At 56.7% G+C, this 18,835-nt stretch carries 19 protein-coding genes; 13 read left to right on the forward strand and 6 right to left on the reverse strand.

Translation table 11 applies throughout. The features are described 5' to 3' along the window. The first annotated feature begins 72 nt into the window (after window positions 1–72). Window positions 73–1,020, forward strand: a complete 948-nt coding sequence (locus CWM58_RS23410; protein ID WP_100681904.1) for a LysR family transcriptional regulator — start codon at window positions 73–75, stop codon at window positions 1,018–1,020. 270 nt (window positions 1,021–1,290) lie between these two features. Next, window positions 1,291–1,644: an anti-adapter protein IraM gene (gene iraM, locus CWM58_RS23415; RefSeq protein ID WP_061156114.1), complete on the forward strand. Its 354-nt coding sequence runs from the start codon at window positions 1,291–1,293 to the stop codon at window positions 1,642–1,644. Between the two features lie 38 nt (window positions 1,645–1,682). Here the strand turns inward: iraM and CWM58_RS23420 are convergent, their stop codons facing one another. Genes CWM58_RS23420 through CWM58_RS23430 form a run of 3 tightly spaced genes read right to left on the reverse strand, consistent with a single transcriptional unit; the run spans window position 1,683 to window position 4,235 of the window. Then, window positions 1,683–2,444 (reverse strand): inositol monophosphatase family protein, encoded by a 762-nt coding sequence (locus tag CWM58_RS23420; protein WP_012969157.1) that lies wholly within the window; start codon window positions 2,442–2,444, stop codon window positions 1,683–1,685. Window positions 2,445–2,454: 10 nt separating this feature from the next. Continuing rightward, complete coding sequence (locus CWM58_RS23425) at window positions 2,455–3,468, reverse strand: LacI family DNA-binding transcriptional regulator (RefSeq protein WP_100681905.1); 1,014 nt, start codon at window positions 3,466–3,468, stop codon at window positions 2,455–2,457. Further along, on the reverse strand, window positions 3,465–4,235 hold the full coding sequence (locus CWM58_RS23430) for an MBL fold metallo-hydrolase (RefSeq protein WP_012543176.1): 771 nt from the start codon (window positions 4,233–4,235) through the stop codon (window positions 3,465–3,467). The genes CWM58_RS23425 and CWM58_RS23430 overlap by 4 nt, the downstream gene beginning before the upstream one ends. A gap of 162 nt (window positions 4,236–4,397) precedes the next feature. Between CWM58_RS23430 and CWM58_RS23435 the strand changes: the two genes are divergently transcribed. Genes CWM58_RS23435 through CWM58_RS23450 form a run of 4 tightly spaced genes read left to right on the forward strand, consistent with a single transcriptional unit; the run spans window position 4,398 to window position 8,346 of the window. After that, the gene (locus CWM58_RS23435) at window positions 4,398–5,429 is read left to right on the forward strand and encodes an ABC transporter ATP-binding protein (RefSeq protein ID WP_100681947.1); all 1,032 of its coding nucleotides are present in this window, start codon (window positions 4,398–4,400) and stop codon (window positions 5,427–5,429) included. A 29-nt stretch (window positions 5,430–5,458) separates the two neighbouring features. After that, on the forward strand, window positions 5,459–6,598 hold the full coding sequence (locus CWM58_RS23440; protein WP_100681906.1) for an extracellular solute-binding protein: 1,140 nt from the start codon (window positions 5,459–5,461) through the stop codon (window positions 6,596–6,598). Between the two features lie 60 nt (window positions 6,599–6,658). Then, window positions 6,659–7,492, forward strand: a complete 834-nt coding sequence (locus tag CWM58_RS23445; RefSeq protein WP_008807277.1) for an ABC transporter permease — start codon at window positions 6,659–6,661, stop codon at window positions 7,490–7,492. Next, window positions 7,489–8,346 (forward strand): ABC transporter permease, encoded by an 858-nt coding sequence (locus CWM58_RS23450; RefSeq protein WP_100681907.1) that lies wholly within the window; start codon window positions 7,489–7,491, stop codon window positions 8,344–8,346. Before CWM58_RS23445 ends, CWM58_RS23450 begins: the two co-directional genes overlap by 4 nt. A gap of 46 nt (window positions 8,347–8,392) precedes the next feature. Here the strand turns inward: CWM58_RS23450 and CWM58_RS23455 are convergent, their stop codons facing one another. Further along, window positions 8,393–8,671 carry a YjcB family protein gene (locus CWM58_RS23455; RefSeq protein WP_100681908.1) on the reverse strand — a complete coding sequence of 93 codons (279 nt, stop codon included), beginning with the start codon at window positions 8,669–8,671 and terminating at the stop codon, window positions 8,393–8,395. A gap of 507 nt (window positions 8,672–9,178) precedes the next feature. Between CWM58_RS23455 and CWM58_RS23460 the strand changes: the two genes are divergently transcribed. Beyond that, entirely contained in the window at window positions 9,179–10,783 is a 1,605-nt protein-coding gene (locus CWM58_RS23460; protein ID WP_100681909.1) for an EAL domain-containing protein, read from the forward strand. On the opposite strand, the gene soxS is transcribed toward CWM58_RS23460, so the two are convergent. Beyond that, window positions 10,768–11,097 (reverse strand): superoxide response transcriptional regulator SoxS, encoded by a 330-nt coding sequence (soxS, locus tag CWM58_RS23465; RefSeq protein WP_004151738.1) that lies wholly within the window; start codon window positions 11,095–11,097, stop codon window positions 10,768–10,770. The genes CWM58_RS23460 and soxS overlap by 16 nt on opposite strands. An 84-nt stretch (window positions 11,098–11,181) precedes the next feature. Here soxS and soxR point away from each other — a divergent pair, with 84 nt between their 5' ends. From soxR to CWM58_RS23490, 4 genes are all read left to right on the forward strand, one after another. Then, complete coding sequence (soxR, locus tag CWM58_RS23470; protein ID WP_004206331.1) at window positions 11,182–11,640, forward strand: redox-sensitive transcriptional activator SoxR; 459 nt, start codon at window positions 11,182–11,184, stop codon at window positions 11,638–11,640. Window positions 11,641–11,899: 259 nt separating this feature from the next. Further along, entirely contained in the window at window positions 11,900–12,568 is a 669-nt protein-coding gene (locus tag CWM58_RS23480; RefSeq protein WP_100681910.1) for a glutathione S-transferase family protein, read from the forward strand. A 390-nt stretch (window positions 12,569–12,958) separates the two neighbouring features. After that, window positions 12,959–14,308 (forward strand): NCS2 family permease, encoded by a 1,350-nt coding sequence (locus CWM58_RS23485; protein ID WP_061156104.1) that lies wholly within the window; start codon window positions 12,959–12,961, stop codon window positions 14,306–14,308. A 147-nt stretch (window positions 14,309–14,455) separates the two neighbouring features. After that, window positions 14,456–16,102 carry a Na+/H+ antiporter gene (locus tag CWM58_RS23490; protein WP_012543172.1) on the forward strand — a complete coding sequence of 549 codons (1,647 nt, stop codon included), beginning with the start codon at window positions 14,456–14,458 and terminating at the stop codon, window positions 16,100–16,102. 162 nt (window positions 16,103–16,264) lie between these two features. Here CWM58_RS23490 and CWM58_RS23495 read toward each other — a convergent pair whose 3' ends face one another. After that, window positions 16,265–17,146, reverse strand: coding sequence for a LysR family transcriptional regulator (locus tag CWM58_RS23495; protein WP_061156103.1), 882 nt, complete (start codon window positions 17,144–17,146; stop codon window positions 16,265–16,267). 104 nt (window positions 17,147–17,250) lie between these two features. On the opposite strand from CWM58_RS23495, the gene CWM58_RS23500 reads away from it, so the two are divergent. Both CWM58_RS23500 and CWM58_RS23505 read left to right on the forward strand, forming a co-directional pair. Continuing rightward, window positions 17,251–17,658: a CidA/LrgA family protein gene (locus CWM58_RS23500; RefSeq protein WP_100681911.1), complete on the forward strand. Its 408-nt coding sequence runs from the start codon at window positions 17,251–17,253 to the stop codon at window positions 17,656–17,658. Continuing rightward, window positions 17,655–18,344 (forward strand): LrgB family protein, encoded by a 690-nt coding sequence (locus CWM58_RS23505; RefSeq protein ID WP_061156101.1) that lies wholly within the window; start codon window positions 17,655–17,657, stop codon window positions 18,342–18,344. The genes CWM58_RS23500 and CWM58_RS23505 overlap by 4 nt, the downstream gene beginning before the upstream one ends. Window positions 18,345–18,835: the final 491 nt, after the last annotated feature.

Raw genomic sequence — 18,835 nt, forward strand, 5'->3', positions numbered from 1 at the left:
AACGATTTTATTAAATCCCTTCGGGAAGATAAGATGCCTGGAATGACAATCATTTGTTCTCTGGAGAACCAAATGGCCCGGCGGTTTGATTATCTTGCGGATGTGGAAGTCTTTCTGGCGGTGGCCGAGCGCGGGTCGTTTACCGCCGGCGCGGTGGCGCTGTCGTCGACGCCGTCGGTGTTGAGCCGGGCTGTCACCCGTCTTGAAGCGCGCCTGGGGTGCCAGCTGCTGCGTCGCTCCACCCGGCGGATCAGCCTGACCGAGGCCGGAAGCGCCTATCTGAGTCAGGTCCGCCAGGCGTTTGAGGTGCTGGATAATGCCGAACGGGAGACGCAGGGGCAAAAAGGGGCGTTATCCGGGCGCGTTAAATTGAGCGCTCCCACCACCTGGGGACACTATCGTTTGCCCGCCCGGCTGGCGTTGTACCGTCAGCTGCACCCCGACGTACAGATTGAGCTGAATATTACCAACCGTAATGTCGATATTATCGCTGAGGGCTTCGATCTGGTGGTGCGCCAGGGACATTTACCCGACAGCGGCCTGGTGGCAAAAAAGCTGGAAGATGCGGCGCTATGTCTGGTGGCCTCGCCGGCCTATTTACGCTCGACAGCGAGACCGCTGAGTAAAATAGCCGATTTGCGCCACCATTCATGCCTGACATTTATTATGCCGGCAACGGGAAAAGTCGCCGAATGGGTATTTCGTGAGGATGGCCAGGATATCAGCTGGCTGCCAACGTCATCTCTGCATGTTTCCGATGATGTGCTCGGGGTGGTCTCGCTGGCCCTGCAGGGGGCGGGGATCTGTCAGAGCTATGCGTTTATTGTGCAGGAGGCGATCGCGCGCGGGGAGCTGGTTCCTGTTCTTCCGGCGTTCGCCGGACGTTCACGGCCTTTCTCGGTGCTTTACCCGCCGCATAAAAGCCAGTCAGCCGCTGCCCGGGCATTAATTACCCTGCTGACCATGCCAGTCGAGGCGCTGGCGACGCTGCGCGCGACATTGCCTGATACCCATGACTGAGAGCTCATCCACAAGGACTAAGACGTTTTGTCAATTATGTTTATATTATCTTATTTTTTATTATATTTTCTTTTCTGTGGTTAATTTATTTCTTTTTTTATAGAGGCTAATCATTAATCTCTTAATGAAGAATTAAGGTTACCGATAATGGGTTATGTTGTTAGGGATTGTCTTAAGTCACATAATTGTCAGGTGTGCTTGCAGTTTATAATAATGGATGCTATCACTATATAAGCTAATAATTTGTAACATCTGTTATAAGGAAGGAATATGAAATGGACTATTCTTAATACTCTCATCTGCCCACAATCCGGCATCGCCTTTTCGGCAATATCCAGCCTGCGTTTCTTAAAGTTTATTATGTGGTACGAGGCCGATGTGATACTGCTGCCCGGCGAGTCGATGAAGCTCTATTCCTCGAGAGTTTTAATTAATGACCAGTATCATTCATTAAAAATCTACAATATTGCGGTGTATGACGAGGCGCAGTGGGAGAAATTACGCGAACGGCCATCATGCCCGTATCAGGCTGGCGGCAAGCGGTCTGACTCCTGTTTTTTCCAGTCCTTTTGCGCGATTAAGCGCTGCCCGAATAATATTCCCCGCGGTGAACCCTGGCGTTAGCCCGAGAACGCCGCCGGTCGGCTACCGGCGGCGCGATGTTATTTGACCAGCAGGGCGGCCATTCGTGGCTGGACGCTTGCGCAGCCGGCGAGGACGAGGTTGCCTTGCCGCAGCCCTTCATTGGCGAGAAATGCATTGCACGTTCCCCCCGCCTCCTCAATCAACAGCATCCCCGCCAGCGCGTCCCAGCTGTTCATATGCGCTTCAAAATAGCCATGGATCTGACCGGCAGCGACATGCGCCAGCATCAGGGCGCCCGCGCCAAAACGGCGATACTCCAGGCCGGCGTCGAGCAGCGTGTCGATGGCCCGGGCATAGTCGCTGGCCGGGGCGCGGCTTGAGCGCCCCATGCCGATCACCACCGCGTCGGGATCCGGCTCGCGCAGCGTCAGGCGACGACCGTTGAGAAATGCCCCTTCGCCGCGGCCGGCGAAGAAAAACTCATTGCGATCGGGGGCGTAGATGATGCCGAGCGAGAGTTCGCCCTGGCACACTCTCGCCAGTGAGATACACCAGTAATCCATGCCAAGGATAAAGTTGGTGGTGCCATCCACGGGGTCAAGCACCCAGACGGTGTGCTCATCGCCTTCGAAACCGCTCTCTTCACCGAGGAAACCCTCCTGCGGAAAGTGCGCCTTCAGCCACCCTTTAATCTCCTGTTCTACCGCGAGATCCGCTTGCGACACAAAGTCCTGGCGCGATTTTTTATCGACCTGCAATCCCGCATCGCGCAGCGCCTGGGCGTGGGCGCCTGCCTGGCGAATCAAGGCGCATAATGACTCTCGTTGTGCTTCCGTCATGGTCCTGCTCTCAGATAACAAAGGGCGACGTGCGCCGGTGAATTAACGTCACCTCCACCCAGGTGGTGCGTGAAGGTTGTAAAGGGTCGACGGTGCGCTCCTGCAGCCGGGCGAGCGCCTGGCGGGAGATCGCCGCCACATCCTGATGTAGCGTGGTGAGCTGGTAGCTATATTGCGCGGTCGGCGGCGTGTTATCAAAACCAATTAGCTGGTAATCCTCAGGCGCCTGTTTGCCGCGCTGGCGCATTCCATCGAGAAAGCCGCAGGCAAGCTGGGCGTTGGCGCAGAAGATCCCCTCCAGCGCCTCGTCGGCGAGCGCTGCGGCCTGAAACCCGCCCGTATAGCCCTCTTCCGGGCAGGTGAGGATCGCCAGATCGCGTTCGACGTCCGCTCCGCGCGCCTGCAGTGCCCGGCTGAATGCTTCCCCACGCATGCGCCCGGCCCAGGTGGAAGGAGAGTGGTTGAGCCAGCCAAACCGCCGGCAGCCGCTGCGCAGCAGCTGGTCGGCCGCCAGTTCGGCTCCCGCGACGTTATCAGAGCAGACGTAATCCACCCCGGGGATCGTCGGCTGGCGGTTTATGCCCACTACCGGGATATGCTGCTGGACGCACTCGTTCACCAACGCCTCCGGCGGCTGGCCGGAGGTGACGATAACGCCGGAGACGCGAAACTGCGTGAAACGGCGCAGGGTGTGCGCCAGGTCCTGCTCGCTGTGGATCTCGCTCACCAGCGCCTGAAAGCCCTGGCGCTGGATCTCGTTGAGCAGCGCATCAAGCAGAGCGCTGCGAAAAGGATCGCTGATGCGCGAGACGACCACGCCGATTAAGTGGCTGCGCTGGCGATTGAGCCCCTGGGCAAGGAAGTTAACCTGGTACCCCAGCTCTTCGGCGGCGCGCAGTACCCGCGCCCGGGCGTCGGGAGAGATGCTACCGTTGCTGCTCAGCGCGCGTGACACCACCGCCCGGGAGACGCCGGCCAGTCTGGCAACGTCCTGGGCGGTGACGCTGGGTTTACGTGGGCTCATAGGGCATGCGCCTCATCGGCGAATGCGGGACGCGGCAGCGTAAAGTGGTCCCCATCCTGCGACACGAATAATCCCTGCCACGGCTGACAGGCTTGCTTCAGCGCCGACAGGGCGGCGTCCTCGCAGTGATAGAGCCCCAGCGCCGGGAGCTGCAGCGTTCTGAACAGCATCAGGCAGGAGGGGAAATCGCCATGAGAAGCATCGTCGTCAAGGGCCGCCACTGAGGCACATTCCTGAAACGCCAGCCCGGCGCCGGCCATCAGGGCTATCGAGTCGGCGGTTGGCCGGCCATCGCCGCTGTAAAACAGCGTCTGCCCGGCAATGGTGATGCGGATGGCGCGATTACTCAGCTCATGCTGGGTGGCGGCGGTGCGGATCTGCCAGTCCTGCCACGTCCAGGCTTCGCGGCATTCCTGCCAGTCGATGGTGAAACCAGGGTCCGCCTGAGGCCAGTTCGCCAGCGCGGCCAGCTGCATGAGCACCGGCTGCTGCGCTGGCTGGCAGTAGATAATCAGCGGCTTCTGACGGGAGCCACTTTTCCAGTAATTCAGCAGCGCCGTCAGACCGGTACAGTGATCCGGATGGACGTGGGTGAAGTAGATTGCGTCAATATCATTGACCCCACCGCCGCGCTGCCAGAGTGCGCGGGGAACGGTGGGGCCGCAGTCGATTAACCACTGTTTGTTGTCCGCGTCGATCACCCGCAGCGCGGAGGTATTTTGCGTGCAGGAAAAGGCGCTCCCGCAGCCAAGCACATCTATTTTCATTGACCCTCGCCAAAATTTTTTGCCGCTTAATTAAATTGTCATAAATACCCGACAAAGTAGGCTCACATCATGTCGAGTTAACGTTGCATTTTTTTTACAGCCAAATGAACACGTGTTCACCTTGCTAAAAAAATGCCGCAGCAGCGCTTTCAGGTAGCGAATATGAGTTATTTACAGATCACCGGCCTTAAAATTAGTTATGGCGATAACGTGGTTTTACATAATATTGATCTGGCGGTCGAGCAAGGGGAAATGATTGCCCTGCTGGGCCCATCGGGATGCGGAAAAACCACGCTGCTGAACGCGCTCTGCGGCTTTATTCCGGTGCAAAGCGGCGAGATGGCTATTGCCAGTCGAACGATCACCCATCTTGCGCCGGAGCAGCGCAATATCACCATGGTGTTTCAAAGCTACGCCCTGTGGCCGCACCTGACGGTAGCGCGCAATATCGGCTATGGCCTGAAGCTGCGCAAGTGGCGCGGGGCGGATATCGCGCGGCGTGTGGCGGAGCTGCTGCGAATAGTCAATCTCGAAGGGCTTGGCGAGGTGAAAGTGACCGAACTGTCGGGCGGTCAGCGGCAGCGGGTGGCGCTGGCGAGAGCCCTGGCCATAGAGCCCCAGGTGCTGGTGCTGGATGAGCCGTTATCTAATCTGGATGCCAAAGTGCGCCTGAATGTGCGCCATGAAATTAAATCTCTGCAAAAGAGATTGGGTTTCACGTCATTAATTGTCACCCACGATCAGCAGGAAGCCTTAGTGATGGCGGACCGCATTGCGGTATTAAATCAGGGGCGTATTGAGCAAACTGGCACCCCGGAACAAATATATCAACATCCCGCGACGCCCTTCGTCGCTGATTTTATGGGCGCCGATAATAAAATAACCTCCGGTGAATTATCCGCTGCCGCAATATCCGGTTTATCCGCCGCTCAGCAGGGTGAAAAAGTTATTTATTTTCGCAGCGCCGATGCCGCGCTCGGTGAATTAACGCAGCCTGCGCCGCAGGAGGGACTTGCTCTGGAGGGCGTGGTGGAGCAAAGCGCGTTTCTGGGCAATCTGTATCGCCACAGCGTGCGCTGCCATGACCGCCTACTGCTGGCCGATGCCGCGCAATGCTGGCCGACGAGAAGCCGCGTCCGACTCCATGTGCCAACGCCGGCTCTGCATATTTTTCCTTTACCACTATCACAGTGATATCAGCGTGTTCATTCTGGGGACAATCCATGTTGACTAAGACGAAAGCAGCGATCGTAACGACCCTCTTCCTGAGCGTTGGCGCACAGGCCGACACCATTCTTAACGTCGCCACCGCGGGCGATCAGAATATGGTGGATTATGTAAAAACCTGGCTGGGGCCAAAATTTGAAGCCGCTCATCCCGGCGTCAAGGTGCGGGTGATCGGTACCGGCCCCGGCGACGCCGGGTCGAATAAAATCAGCGAGAAGCTGACGGCCCAGCAGGAGAGCGGCGCGCAGCAGTGGGATATCGACGTCGCGGTGGTGCACCAGAAGGCGGGCGGTGAGCAGGTGGAAAAGGGATTACTGCAAAAATACCGTCAGGATATTCAGACCGGCGGCATGGTGAGTTCGCCGAGCGCCACTCAGGCGCTGGGCGTTAACGTCGACGGATACGTCATGCCGATGTTCTTAAGCCAGACCGCTATCGCCTGGAACAGCGATCTGGTCAGTACCCCACCGGCGTCGTATGACGAGCTGGTGGCCTGGACGCAGAAACATCCGCAGGCTTTTGGCTATAACGGCATCAAAAACGGCATGTCCGGCGTCAGCTTTGTGGTGGGCTGGATCTACGCCTACGGGACCGACGCCCAGCGTCTCTCCGCCGGGCCCTATGATAAAAGCGTCGAAAAAGGCTGGCAGCAAGCCTATGAAAAGCTGAAGGCATTCAATAAAAATGTGACTTTCACTCCGGGCAACGCCGGGACGCTCGACATGCTGAGCCGGGGGGAAATCGCCATGGGCCCGGTGTGGGTCGATATGTTCTATAGCTGGAAAGATCAGGGCAAGCTGCCGCCCTCGATCAAGCTTGCTTTACTGGCGCCGGGTATGCCGGGTCAGCCGATGTATTACGTCATCCCGGCGAAGGCGGCGAATCCGCAGCTGGCGCGCGACTTTATCACGCTGGCCACCAGTCCGGAAGTGCAGGCGCAGGGGATCGTTAAGCAGTTTAACTGGTATCCGGGCATCGACGCCGGGCAGGTGAAGCCGAAGCTGGATACGGCGACCTGGCAAAAGCTGTTTGCCGAAATCTCGCCGGAAGCGCTGGCAAAGTATGGCAAAAGCTTCCCGATCGCTCCCTATTTTGACGACATCAAAGAGGGTTACGAAAGCCAGGTGGCCAACTAACGCCTTCTCCCGCCCGGGTTGTCGGCCCGGGCGCTTTCTTGTGCTGACGCCAGGTGCATTATGTCCAGTTCATTAAAATATCTGCTGCTGGTTGCTCCGGCGGCGCTGATGATCGCGATCCTGTTTTTGTATCCGCTGGGTTTTTCGCTGGTCTCGGCGTTTACCGCGCCGGGACAGCCGTTCACGCTCGATCACTTCCGCAAGGTCTATGCGCTTTACGCCAGTGATGTGCTCTTTTCGCTGATTATCGTACTGGTCTCAGTGGCGCTGTTAGCGCTGATCGCCATTACCCTGTCGGCAGTGATTGCGCTGTCACCGTGCCGACCCGTTGTTCGTCTGCTGGGTTTTTTGTATCGCTTACCGCTGTTTATTCCGTTTATTGTCGTCGCCCAGATGATGCGCACTTTTCTCGCCAAAAATGGCCTGATGAACAATGCGCTGGTGGCGGCTGACCTGGTCACGCCGCTGGAGACGCTCTCCTGGCTGGGATGGAAAGGGATAGTGATCACCTTTGTCTGGAAGCAACTGGCCTTTGCCACGCTGCTGATCTGCGGGGCGATGGCGGCGCTGGAGTCGTCGCAGATCCTTGCTGCGCGTAACCTTGGCGCCTCCCGGCCGCGGATCCTGTTCGATATTATGCTGCCGCAGGTTCTGCCGACCATCGGCGTGGCGCTGGTGCTGTCGACGGTGACCATGATGTCGGTGCTGTCGGTACCGTTGATGATCGGCGTAGGGACGCCGACGATGCTGACGGTGGATATGGCGTTTCGCGTGAATTCCTATGGCGATTACGCAGTGGCGAATGCGCTTGGCGTGGTGTCGCTGGCGATCTGCGGCGCGCTGTCGTGGTTTTACCTGCGCCACAGCCTGCAGCAAAAAGGAGGGGAATCATGAAAGCGCTGACCCTCGCCTCATCCCCGTCATGGTGGATGAAAGGGCGCCGTAAAGTGCGCGCCAGCCTGGCGCTGCAGACCCTGCTGCTGCTGTTTATGCTGCTGGCGATGTTTGGCCCGCTGCTGAACCTGTTGATCTGGACCGTAGCGGAAAGCTGGTATTTTCCCCATTCGCTGCCCAGTCAGTGGGGGCTGAAGTACTGGTATCAGGTTTTCAACCCATACAGCGATGTGTCCGGTTCGCTGTTAACCAGCGTGTTGATCGCCCTGTTGTCGGTGGGGGTCTGTTTACTGATTTCCGTACCCGCCGGCTATGCACTTTCCCGGCGGAAAATGCCGCTGCGGGTGCTGTTTATGCTGCTGTTTCTCACCCCGCAGGCCTTTCCCAACCTGACGGTATACATGAATGTTGCCCGATTGTTTTATCAGTGGGGATTGAACGGCAGTATCGCGGGGGTGGTGCTGGTGCATAGCGTCCACGGCCTGATGTATTCGGTGTGGATCTGTGTGGCCGCCTTCTCATCCATCGACCCGCTGCTGGCGCGGGCGTCGCGTAACCTTGGCGCCGGACCGGTGTATACCTTCTGGCACATTGTGCTGCCGCAGGCGGCGCCGGGGATCGTTGCCGCCAGCATCTTCGTTTTTCTGGAATCGCTGGATGAATTTACCGGCACCTTCTTTGTCGGTGCGCCGGATATCACCACGCTGCCGCTACTGCTCTATAACGCCAGCATGTCGGGTAACTATCAGGTCTCGTCGATTACGGCGCTGATTTTGCTGGTGCCATCGCTGCTCTTTATGGTGGTGATCCATAAATTTATGCGTCCGGAGATGATGGCGAAACTGGGGAAATAAGGACGGTAGAAAACAAAAAAGCTTCCCGGTGGGAAGCTTTTTAACATCAGGTCATCATCATTGGCCATTCTGGCGGCGTCTGACTCATGACCTCAATCATCACATCTTTGATATTACCCCAGATTTTTGCGATATCGATCAGGGTGATCCCCAGCAAACCGGTGGCGAACCAGCAGGCGGCGGCAAGGCCGAGGCAGCTGCAGATCACTGCCAGACCGGCATAATCGCTTTTCCGTAGCTGGATATTCAACGAGCTGGCGAGAAACATCAGTACCGCGCTCACCAGGGGCCAGCGCAACAAAACGACACTGGTAGTAATGGCCATTAACCTATCCTCAAAGAAAGTCGGGGAGCCGTAGATGACCTGGCGCGACTGACGATGGCATAGCGCTCTGGTCTCGACTGGCAAACTAGAGAGTGATGAAACGTCATTCCTGTTTCATCAACTTGTGTGAACTATATCACACTTGGCGCTTTATTCACCAGTCAAAAAATGAGCTTTCGCCGCGCTTAATAAGCCTGATATTTATGTGGATATGGGTGAGCGATGGTCATTAATTATTTTCATTCTGCGGCTAATGATTATTATTCTGCGGGTTTTATTACCTGTTCTTGTTTATTACACGGAGAAACCGAGTCAGATGCACGTCTATTCTTAATCTGACGAGAATATCTTTCGAATACCTGATAAATAAGTATTATTCAACACTACCCGCTGGAATGATGGCGCCTGTGAAGGGCCTGCCACTTACTCCGGGTGTCTATCGCAGTCGCGATTGCTAACGTGTTCGGGCTACCTTAATTAAGGCATATCGCATGGATGAAAGCGTAAATGGGTGACAGTGCGCCGCATAAGGCGCTCAGACTCGTCGGGATCGGTGTCGTTATTTTATTGCCGGTGGTGTTGGCATTGTGGTTTGCCCAGCTGCGGGCCAAAGCCGAAACTATTGATCAATTACACTCATTTTCGCAGCTGGCGCTGCAAAAAACGGAAATGGTTATCCGGGAAGCGGATCAGGCTCGGGCGAAAGCTAGCCAGTATCGCGGGGAACTGTGCTCAGCGGAGCACCAGCGTTATTTACTGCATATTGTTCGCGGTCTGCTGTATGTGGAAGATATGATCTACGCTCAGGGCCAGCGCTTTATCTGTTCAACGTCTGTCCATCCCGCGACCGGCTGGCGGATGCCGGCGGCGAATTATACTAAAAAGCCGGATGTGGCGATTTACTACTACCGGGATACGCCGTTTTACCCGGGCTTTGCCATGAATTATATGCAGAAGGGGCCCTATGTAGTGGTGGTCAACCCCTACTCGTTCAGCTCGGTGATTGCCAGCGACCGCGATTTAGCCTATGGCGTTTTCGATACCAAAACTCACCTCTTTTTCTCGCTGAGTGATAATGTCGAACCCGCCGAACTCCAGGCGTTAATTCGCGAAGGCGATGCTTTTTTTAATCAGAATGGTCGGGTGTATACGATAGCCCGCTCTGCTATCCGGCCGATCGCGGTCATCATGTCCACCTCACGGGCCAGCTACTACCACAACTTCTGTGACCAGGCGAGCCTGACCCTGCCGCTGGGGCTGATTTGCAGTATTTTACTGGTGCTGGTGTGGACACGAACCCGTCGGCAGTATCATTCGCCGCGCAATATGCTGCAGCGGGCTCTGAGCTGCCGCCAGCTGCGGCTGCACTACCAGCCGATTATTGATATTAAAAATAACCGCTGCGTTGGGGCGGAAGCGCTACTGCGCTGGCCGGGGTTTGACGGCCCGGTGATGAATCCGGCGGAGTTTATTCCGCTGGCGGAAAATGAAGGCATGATTGCCCAGATCACGGACTACGTGGTGGACGAGCTGTTTTATGAAATGGGTGAGTTTCTTGCCAGCCATCCGCAGCTGTATGTGGCGATCAATCTCTCTGCGTCCGATTTCCACTCGGCGCGGCTTATTTCCCAGATCAGCGAGAAAGCGCACAGCTATGCGGTCTGCATTGGGCAGATCAAAATCGAAGTGACCGAACGCGGGTTTATCGACGTGGCGAAAACGACGCCGGTGATCCAGGCGTTCCGCGAAGCAGGCTATGAGATTGCGATCGATGATTTCGGTACCGGCTACTCGAATCTGCATAATCTGCACGCGCTGAACGTCGATATCCTCAAAATCGATAAAACCTTCGTTGATACGCTGACCACCAACAACACCAGCCATCTGATCGCTGAGCACATCATCGAGATGGCGCGCGGGCTGCGTTTAAAAACTATCGCGGAAGGGGTGGAGACCCCGGAGCAGGTAAGCTGGCTCTACAAGCGCGGCGTGCAATTTTGTCAGGGCTGGCTGTTTGCGAAAGCCATGCCGGCGCGGGAGTTTATGCAGTGGTTAGCGAATGCTCCCACGCCTATAAGCAGGCCTCAGCCGCCGCGTCACGCGGAGATCTGATGGCGGTAGTCGCTGGGAGTGCGGTCGAACTCGCGGCGGAACACCCGGGAGAAGGTTTGCTGCGAGACGTAGCCCAGATCCATCGCGATATCAAAGATAGGTCGCTGAGTGGTTCGCAACGCTTCCGCCGCCAGCAGCAGGCGGCGCTGACGAATATAATCACCCAGCGTCTGATGCATTACGGTACGGAACATCCGCTGCAGATACCATTTCGAGTATCCTGACTTTCTGGCGACTATATCAATGTTAAGTGGTTGATCGATATGTTCATCAATCCATTCAATCAATGTTTGAATAATATCCTGATGGGACATAAAGCGGCCTCTCTCAATTCTCGATTCGTCGTTTTGTCTGCGGGCGAGTATAATTCCTCAAGTTAACTTGAGGTAAAGCGCTTTATGGAAAAGAAATCACCCCGCATCAAAATGCTGCTGACGCCCGGGGAAGTGGCAAAACGAACCGGCGTGGCGGTCTCGGCCCTTCATTTTTATGAGAGTAAAGGCTTGATCCACAGCCAGCGGAATGCCGGCAACCAGCGGCGCTACCGGCGCGATGTCCTGCGCGCGGTGGCGATAATCAAAATTGCGCAACGCATCGGCATCCCGCTGGCGACCATCGGCGACGCGTTTGGCGTACTGCCGGAAGGGCATAATCTGAGCGCAAAAGAGTGGAAGATGCTGTCATCGCAGTGGCGTGAGGAGCTGGACCGGCGTATTCATACCCTGACGGCGCTACGCGACCAGCTCGACGGCTGCATCGGTTGCGGCTGTTTATCACGGCGCGACTGCCCGCTGCGCAACCCAGGCGATAAGCTGGGGGAAGAGGGGACCGGCGCCCGGCTGCTGGAAGAGGAGTAATAAAACTAAAGCGCCACAACTGGGCGCTTTAGTTGTTTTCCGGTCTTTGTCTTTCGCATTATCTCGCTGGTTCACGAGAGGGTTTCCCCCGACATCGACGTCCCTCAGTATTGCGCAATCTGTTGATGGAGGTTCCGGTTTGCGTCGACACTTTAACTATGGCATCTGCCGCCATTTTTTCCTCACTATTTTGCCGAAATTTTCCCGGCAATGAGCGCCAGTTCCTATAGTTAATTCGAACAAACCACGGGAGAGGCCCATGCTGACAGTACACCATCTTAATCAATCACGATCGCAACGCGTACTGTGGGCACTGGAAGAGCTGCAGCTGCCTTATCAGATAGTCCGCTATCAGCGGGAAAAGTCGATGCTGGCGCCGGCGGCGCTGAAGAAAATCCATCCGTTGGGGAAATCGCCGGTGCTGGAAGACAACGGCTATGTGCTGGCGGAGTCCGGGGCCATTCTCGAGTATTTGCAGGAGACCTGGGACAGCGGCGGGCTGCTGAAGCCGCAGGCGATAGAGGACAAACTGCAGTACCGCTTCTGGCTGCACTATGCCGAAGGCTCGCTGATGCCGCTGCTGTTAATGAAGCTGGTGTTCGCCAGCCTGGGTAAACCCCCTGTGCCCTTTGGCGTCCGCTCGCTGGGCGCCCTGCTGGGCAAGGGCATTCAAAAAGCGTGGCTGGATCCCCAGCTGGCCACCCATACGCGGTTTATTGACGACCATCTTTCCACGCGGCCATGGTTTGCCGGCGAGCGACTGAGTATGGCCGATATCCAGATGAGCTTCCCGGTGATGGCGCTGTTGGCGCGCGGTGGCGTGCATGACCTTGTCCATATCGAGGCCTGGCGACAGCGGGTGGAGCAGCGCCCGGCCTGGCAGCGGGCCATCGAGCGCGGCGGCCCCTTTTCCTTACCTGGCGCCTGAGGTATCAGCGGATCCGATGACGCTGATAAATGAAAGCAACTCACTAAAAATTTGTTAGCGGATTGCGCATAGACGATAACGTTTGCGCATCGTCTGGTTATTTTCTGCTCGTCATAAGCGAAATTTAGCGAAATACGATAAACATCGGTTGAAAAGGGTTATCTAAAGGCCGGATAATCGTTTGCCTTTCTGTTTTGCTCCCTCTTTTTTCTGCTATCCAGAGGGAGGAGATAAGGTTGACACACCGTAGTGTATGCGCGGAGTTAAACGTTTGCTTTTTTGCAGCCCCCCTGGCGCTGCGATTCGGTACAAGGAGATCGCGTTTAACTGGCAGTGGAGGGTCCACCACGCATATCAACGAACAATAAAAATTTTCAGGGGAAGTTTTCTATGTCTACGCCTTCAGCGCGTACCGGCGGTTCATTAGACGCCTGGTTTAAAATTTCGGCGCGCGGTAGCACCGTGCGTCAGGAGATTGTTGCAGGTCTTACTACCTTTCTGGCGATGGTTTACTCCGTCATCGTGGTGCCGGGCATGCTCGGTAAAGCGGGCTTCCCGCCGGCCGCGGTGTTTGTCTCGACCTGTCTGGTGGCGGGCGTTGGCTCGCTGGTGATGGGGTTATGGGCAAATCTGCCGATGGCTATCGGCTGCGCCATTTCGTTGACTGCCTTTACCGCCTTCAGCCTGGTGCTGGGGCAGCAGATCAGTATTCCGGTGGCCCTCGGCGCGGTATTCCTGATGGGTGTCCTGTTTACGGTGATCTCGGCGACCGGCATCCGCAGCTGGATCTTGCGCAACCTGCCGCAGGGCGTGGCGCACGGTACCGGGATCGGGATTGGCCTGTTTCTGCTGCTGATTGCCGCCAACGGCGTTGGCCTGGTGATCAAAAACCCGCTGGACGGTCTGCCGGTGGCGCTGGGCAAATTTGACAGCTTCCCGGTAGTGATGTCGCTGATTGGCCTTGCGGTGATCATTGGTCTGGAAAAAATGAAGGTGCCGGGCGGCATTCTGCTGACCATTATTGGCGTGTCGATTGTGGGGCTTATTTTCGATCCGAACGTCCATTTCTCCGGTATTTTCGCCATGCCATCCCTGAGTGATGATAAAGGCAACTCGCTGATTGGCAGCCTCGACATCGTCGGCGCGCTGAACCCGGTTGTGCTGCCAAGCGTGCTGGCGCTGGTGATGACGGCGGTGTTTGACGCCACCGGTACTATCCGCGCGGTGGCCGGCCAGGCGAACCTGCTGGACAAAGACGGGCAGATCATCAACGGCGGTAAAGCGTTGACCACCGACTCCCTGAGCAGCGTCTTCTCCGGTTTAGTCGGGGCGGCGCCGGCGGCGGTGTATATTGAATCGGCGGCGGGTACCGCGGCCGGCGGTAAAACCGGTCTGACCGCGGTGACGGTCGGTGTCCTGTTCCTGCTGATCCTGTTCCTCTCTCCGCTCTCTTATCTGGTTCCGGCCTACGCGACCGCGCCGGCGCTGATGTACGTCGGCCTGCTGATGCTGAGCAACGTGGCGAAAATCGATTTCAATGACTTCGTTGACGCGATGGCTGGCCTGATCACCGCGGTGTTTATCGTGCTGACCTGTAACATCGTGACCGGCATCATGATCGGTTTTGCTACCCTGGTGATTGGCCGTCTGGTCTCCGGCGAGTGGCGCAAGCTGAACCTCGGTACGGTGATTATCGCCGTGGCGCTGGTGGCGTTCTACGCGGGCGGTTGGGCGATTTAAACCCTTCGTGCTCCTCACGGGCGGCTCAGGCCGCCCGTTTTATTTTTAAGCCACATCCTGTTTCCATTTGCGTTAATCTGGGTGGCGTATGATTCACCGGCACGACGCCTCACAGGTATAAAAGAAAACGCAGCAAACAGGGAACACATGGAAATATTCTTTACCATCCTCATCATGACCCTCGTGGTCTCACTGTCCGGGGTAGTGACACGTGTACTGCCCTTTCAGGTTCCACTCCCACTGATGCAAATCGCCATTGGCGCGCTTCTGGCATGGCCGACCTTCGGTTTGCACGTTGAATTTGATCCAGAGCTGTTTCTGGTCCTGTTTATCCCGCCGCTGCTGTTCGCCGACGGTTGGAAAACGCCGACCCGTGAATTTATTGAACACGGGCGGGAGATCCTTGGCCTGGCGCTGGCGCTGGTGGTCGTGACGGTAGTCGGCATCGGCTTTCTGATCTACTGGATTGTGCCTGGCATTCCGCTGATCCCGGCGTTCGCGCTGGCGGCCGTGCTCTCGCCGACCGATGCCGTGGCGCTCTCCGGTATCGTCGGGGAAGGGCGGATACCGAAAAAAATCATGGGTATTCTGCAGGGCGAGGCGTTAATGAACGATGCCTCTGGCCTGGTCTCACTCAAGTTTGCCGTCGCGGTGGCGATGGGCACCATGGTCTTCACCGTTGGCGGCGCGACCGTAGAGTTTCTGAAGGTGGCGATCGGCGGCGTGCTGGCCGGGTTTGTGGTGAGCTGGTCGTATGGCCGTTCGATGCGTTTCCTCAGCCGCTGGGGCGGGGATGAACCCGCCACGCAGATTGTCCTGCTGTTCCTGCTGCCGTTTGCCTCCTATCTGATTGCCGAACATATCGGTGTCTCCGGCATCCTGGCGGCGGTGGCGGCGGGGATGACCATCACCCGTTCCGGCGTGATGCGTACCGCGCCGTTGGCCATGCGCCTGCGCGCCAACAGCACCTGGGCGATGCTGGAGTTTGTCTTTAACGGCATGGTCTTCCTGCTGTTGGGCCTGCAGCTGCCGGATATCCTCTCCAGCTCGCTGGTGGCGGCGGAAGCTGACCCCAACGTCGAGACCTGGATGCTGTTTACCGACATTATCCTGATCTATGCCGCGCTGATGCTGGTGCGTTTTGGCTGGCTGTGGTCGATGCGTAAGCTTAGCCAGCGCTTCCTGAAGAAGAAACCGATGGAGTTTGGCTCCTGGACCACCCGCGAGCTGCTGATCTCCTCTGTGGCCGGGGTGCGTGGGGCGATTACCCTCGCCGGTGTGCTCTCGATCCCGCTGCTGCTGCCGGACGGGAATGTTTTCCCGGCGCGCTATGAGCTGATTTTCCTCGCCGCCGGGGTGATCCTGTTCTCGCTGTTCGTCGGGGTGATTGCGCTGCCGATCCTGCTGCGCCACATTGAATCGAGTGACAACGTGCAGCAGCGGAAAGAGGAACGACTGGCGCGCGCAGCGACGGCAGACGTGGCGATTGTGGCGATCCAGAAGATGGAAGAGCGGCTGGCGGCGGATACCAAAGAGAATATCGATAACCAGCTGCTGACCGAAGTCAGTTCGCGGGTAATCGGTAACCTGCGCCGCCGCGTCGATGGTCGTAACGACGTGGAAACCTCTATGCTGGAGGAGAGTCTGGAGCGTCGCTTCCGTCTGGCGGCGCTGCGCTCTGAACGCGGAGAGCTATATCATCTGCGCGCCACCCGGCAGATCAGTAACGAGACGCTGCAGAAGCTGCTGCACGATCTCGACCTGCTGGAAGCGCTGTTAATCGAAGATCAATAACCTGTAATCCGGATAGCGCGACGCTTATTCGGGCTACTGGCGAGACTGCAGTAAATGTGTCGCCCCGGTAAGCGTTAGCGCGACCGGGGGAAGCCCGGGCAGCGGCGCAAGCGCCTGACCCGGGCTACCCATTCCTCTGCGAAACGCGTTGTCACCAGGGGATTATTCCAGCCAGAACGCTTTACTGCACGCCAGCCAGGCCTCAGCGCTGCGCGACATATACACGCCCTCCCGCCAAATCATCCCCAGCTCCCAGCGCAGCTCGCTTTGCAATGGGATCCAGCAAAAGTTCTGCGGGTCGAGACGCTGGCAAATCGGCTCGGGCAGGATCGCCACGCCAATGCCGGCCTGCACCATCGCGGCGAGAAAATCCCACTGGCCGCTGCGCACCGCGATACGCGGCTTCACGTCATGCTCGGTAAACAGGCGCATCAGCTGCTGGCTGAGGGCAAATTCTTCGTTGTAGATGACCAGCGGATACGCCGCCAGCTCTGCCGGCGAGAGGGCAGTCACGCCCTCCCACGGCGCGGTTCTTGGCGTCAGGACGCACAGCGGGTGGTTGAACAACGGCAGCGTGGTGAGATGGCTACCCTCTTCGATGGGCAGGGCGGTCATTGCCATATCGAGCTCGCCGTTGCTGACCGCCTGCTGGACCGTCAGGCCGCCAAACTCGGCGATTTTCAGCTCGACGCCCGGGTAGCGCTCGCGGAAGCGGCTGATCGGCTCCGCCATCAGCATTCCGACCATCGGTGGAATGCCAAGCCGCAGCACCCCTTTATGCAGGTGGTTGATATCGCTCAGTTCTGACTCCAGCTGGCTGAACTCGCCAAGGATGGCCTGGCCGCGTTCAAAAACGACGCGCCCGGTATCGGTGAGCAGCAGTTTACGACCATCGCGGATCAACAGTGTGCAGTTCAGTTCATCTTCGAGATTTTTGAGCATCTTGCTGATGGTGGGCTGTGTGACGAACAGCTTTTCCGCCGCGCGAGTAAAACTCTGCTGACGAACCACTTCAACGAAATAGCGCAGCGTTCGGATATCCATAATTATTCCCTGAGACTATACCTGCGATGATTTTAATTCATTTCTGTCGGCTTCGGCGGCTCTCTATACTGCTTGCCTGACTTCTTTTTTCAGGAATCTCGCTCATGGCCTTCGCGCCAGCTCGCGTTGCCCCCGCCGTGGCGCAGCGACTTCAGATCCCGGCGCAGGTGCTCCTCTATGTCGGGTTATTTATTTTTGCGCAATATCTGGTGAATACGTGGCAGGTGCCGTTGCCGCCTAATCTGGTCGGCATGGTGATGCTCCTGCTGCTGATCGTCTGCCGGGTGATCCCCCTGAACTGGGTTCGCGCCGGCGCCCGCTGGTTGCTGGCGGAGATGCTGCTATTTTTCGTCCCGGCGGTGGTCGCGGTGGTCAACTATGCGCAGCTGCTGATGGTTGATGGCTGGCGGATTTTCCTGGTGATTGCCTTAAGCACGCTGATGGTGCTGGGCGCCACGGCCTGGGTCGTCGACAGGGTTTACCGTTACGAAGTGAGCCGGCTAAAAAAATGAATGATGTCATGCTGAGCATTCTGTGTCTGGTGGCGACGCTGGGTCTCTATTACGCCAATAAAAGACTGTATCGCCGTTTTCATAAACTGCCGCTGATGCCACTGGTGTTCACGCCGATCCTGCTGGTGCTGATCCTGGTGCTGGGCCATATCTCTTATCAGAGCTATATGGGAGAGACCCACTGGCTGCTGTGGCTGCTGGGCCCGGCGACTATCGCCTTTGCCGTCCCGGTCTATGAAAATGTCGCGGTGATCAAACGCCACTGGATGTCGCTCAGCGCCGGGGTGGTGACGGCGGTGGTGGTGGCGGTGACCAGCTCCGTATGGCTGGCACGCGGATTGATGTTGTCTGATGAAATCCAGCGCAGCCTGGCGGTGCGCTCGGTGACCACGCCCTTTGCGCTGGCGGCGGCAAAACCGCTCGGTGGCCAGCCCGATCTGGTGGCGCTGTTTGTGGTGATCACCGGCGTCTTTGGCATGGCGGTAGGGGATATGCTGTTTTTACGCCTTGCTATTCGGGAAGGGATGGCGAAAGGGGCCGGGTTTGGCGCGGCGTCCCACGGGGCGGGGACCGCGCGATCCTATGAGCTGGGCCAGCAGGAGGGCGTGGTGGCCAGCCTGGTGATGATGCTGTCCGGCGTAGTGGTGGTGCTGGCAGCGCCGTTAGTGCGCTGGCTGCTGTTTTAACGTTATCCCGTAGCCTGATGTTATGAAATATTGAGGGGGGGAATAGTTATGAACTATTTTCGCCCCTTTTTGTTTATGCCCGTTATTGGTCATCAGAAAAGATTAAGTCAATTCTTATTACTATCCTCTCTTTGTAACTAAATATTACACAGCCAGTGGTGATCTAATTACATCACGAATGATGTATAGATTTTTTATTATCTCCGCGAATTTTATAAGTTTGTATCTCAATGATTTTAAAGGTGGTTTATTTTATTTTGCTAATTCTTTAAGGCGATTTGTTAAAAAATCAATTTTTACATTAATAATTGAGATTTTACCCTCTGTTCGTTATTCTTTTTACGCGGGCTTGTATTATTGAATGGATTCAAATGCTGGTCATTTATTTATGTATAATATTAATTATCATAAATCATATGTCACGTAAATGTGTATGTGACGCTGCGCGGATGCAAATTCATTCTCTAATATATCTGCATAAAACAATTGAC

Origin of the sequence: Klebsiella sp. H-Nf2 (genome assembly GCF_002806645.1) — a bacterium.
In the GTDB taxonomy this organism is placed as follows: Bacteria; Pseudomonadota; Gammaproteobacteria; order Enterobacterales; family Enterobacteriaceae; genus Klebsiella; species Klebsiella variicola.

Bases quoted from the DNA above. Each gene is read 5' to 3' on its own strand.
- CWM58_RS23410 (WP_100681904.1), top strand. From the start codon at position 73: ATGGCCCGGCGGTTTGATTATCTTGCGGATGTGGAAGTCTTTCTGGCG.
- iraM (WP_061156114.1), top strand. From the start codon at position 1,291: ATGAAATGGACTATTCTTAATACTCTCATCTGCCCACAATCCGGCATC.
- CWM58_RS23420 (WP_012969157.1), bottom strand. From the start codon at position 2,444: ATGACGGAAGCACAACGAGAGTCATTATGCGCCTTGATTCGCCAGGCA.
- CWM58_RS23425 (WP_100681905.1), bottom strand. From the start codon at position 3,468: ATGAGCCCACGTAAACCCAGCGTCACCGCCCAGGACGTTGCCAGACTG.
- CWM58_RS23430 (WP_012543176.1), bottom strand. From the start codon at position 4,235: ATGAAAATAGATGTGCTTGGCTGCGGGAGCGCCTTTTCCTGCACGCAA.
- CWM58_RS23435 (WP_100681947.1), top strand. From the start codon at position 4,398: ATGAGTTATTTACAGATCACCGGCCTTAAAATTAGTTATGGCGATAAC.
- CWM58_RS23440 (WP_100681906.1), top strand. From the start codon at position 5,459: ATGTTGACTAAGACGAAAGCAGCGATCGTAACGACCCTCTTCCTGAGC.
- CWM58_RS23445 (WP_008807277.1), top strand. From the start codon at position 6,659: ATGTCCAGTTCATTAAAATATCTGCTGCTGGTTGCTCCGGCGGCGCTG.
- CWM58_RS23450 (WP_100681907.1), top strand. From the start codon at position 7,489: ATGAAAGCGCTGACCCTCGCCTCATCCCCGTCATGGTGGATGAAAGGG.
- CWM58_RS23455 (WP_100681908.1), bottom strand. From the start codon at position 8,671: ATGGCCATTACTACCAGTGTCGTTTTGTTGCGCTGGCCCCTGGTGAGC.
- CWM58_RS23460 (WP_100681909.1), top strand. From the start codon at position 9,179: ATGGGTGACAGTGCGCCGCATAAGGCGCTCAGACTCGTCGGGATCGGT.
- soxS (WP_004151738.1), bottom strand. From the start codon at position 11,097: ATGTCCCATCAGGATATTATTCAAACATTGATTGAATGGATTGATGAA.
- soxR (WP_004206331.1), top strand. From the start codon at position 11,182: ATGGAAAAGAAATCACCCCGCATCAAAATGCTGCTGACGCCCGGGGAA.
- CWM58_RS23480 (WP_100681910.1), top strand. From the start codon at position 11,900: ATGCTGACAGTACACCATCTTAATCAATCACGATCGCAACGCGTACTG.
- CWM58_RS23485 (WP_061156104.1), top strand. From the start codon at position 12,959: ATGTCTACGCCTTCAGCGCGTACCGGCGGTTCATTAGACGCCTGGTTT.
- CWM58_RS23490 (WP_012543172.1), top strand. From the start codon at position 14,456: ATGGAAATATTCTTTACCATCCTCATCATGACCCTCGTGGTCTCACTG.
- CWM58_RS23495 (WP_061156103.1), bottom strand. From the start codon at position 17,146: ATGGATATCCGAACGCTGCGCTATTTCGTTGAAGTGGTTCGTCAGCAG.
- CWM58_RS23500 (WP_100681911.1), top strand. From the start codon at position 17,251: ATGGCCTTCGCGCCAGCTCGCGTTGCCCCCGCCGTGGCGCAGCGACTT.
- CWM58_RS23505 (WP_061156101.1), top strand. From the start codon at position 17,655: ATGAATGATGTCATGCTGAGCATTCTGTGTCTGGTGGCGACGCTGGGT.